The 254-nt window shown below is 56.3% G+C and carries 1 pseudogene; it reads right to left on the reverse strand.

Annotation, left to right across the window (positions count from 1 at the left end):
* Positions 1–119: pseudogene (tnpB, locus tag ACZYOF_RS44810) on the reverse strand (IS66 family insertion sequence element accessory protein TnpB); the annotation flags it as partial.
* Between the last annotated feature and the right edge of the window lie 135 nt (positions 120–254).

Here is a 254-nt window from a genome sequence, read left to right on the forward strand (position 1 = left end):
GGCGGCCAGCTGAACTGCCCTTCGATTCTCTTGTAGTAAAGAACAAGGCCGCTTCCGTCCCAGGTCAGGATCTTCACGCGATCTCGGCGCTTGGAGCGAAACACCCACAGCCCGCCGTCGAACGGATGTGAGCGTCATCCGGCGACCACGCACTGAGGGCTGATCTGGTCGGCTAGGAAGATCTCGTGGATTGTTTCGTCACGAGGTCACCATGTCAAAAGATAGTTGTAAGGATGGCGATAAGGATAGGCATG

This window comes from Bradyrhizobium sp. LeoA1Lang, from assembly GCF_055413685.1.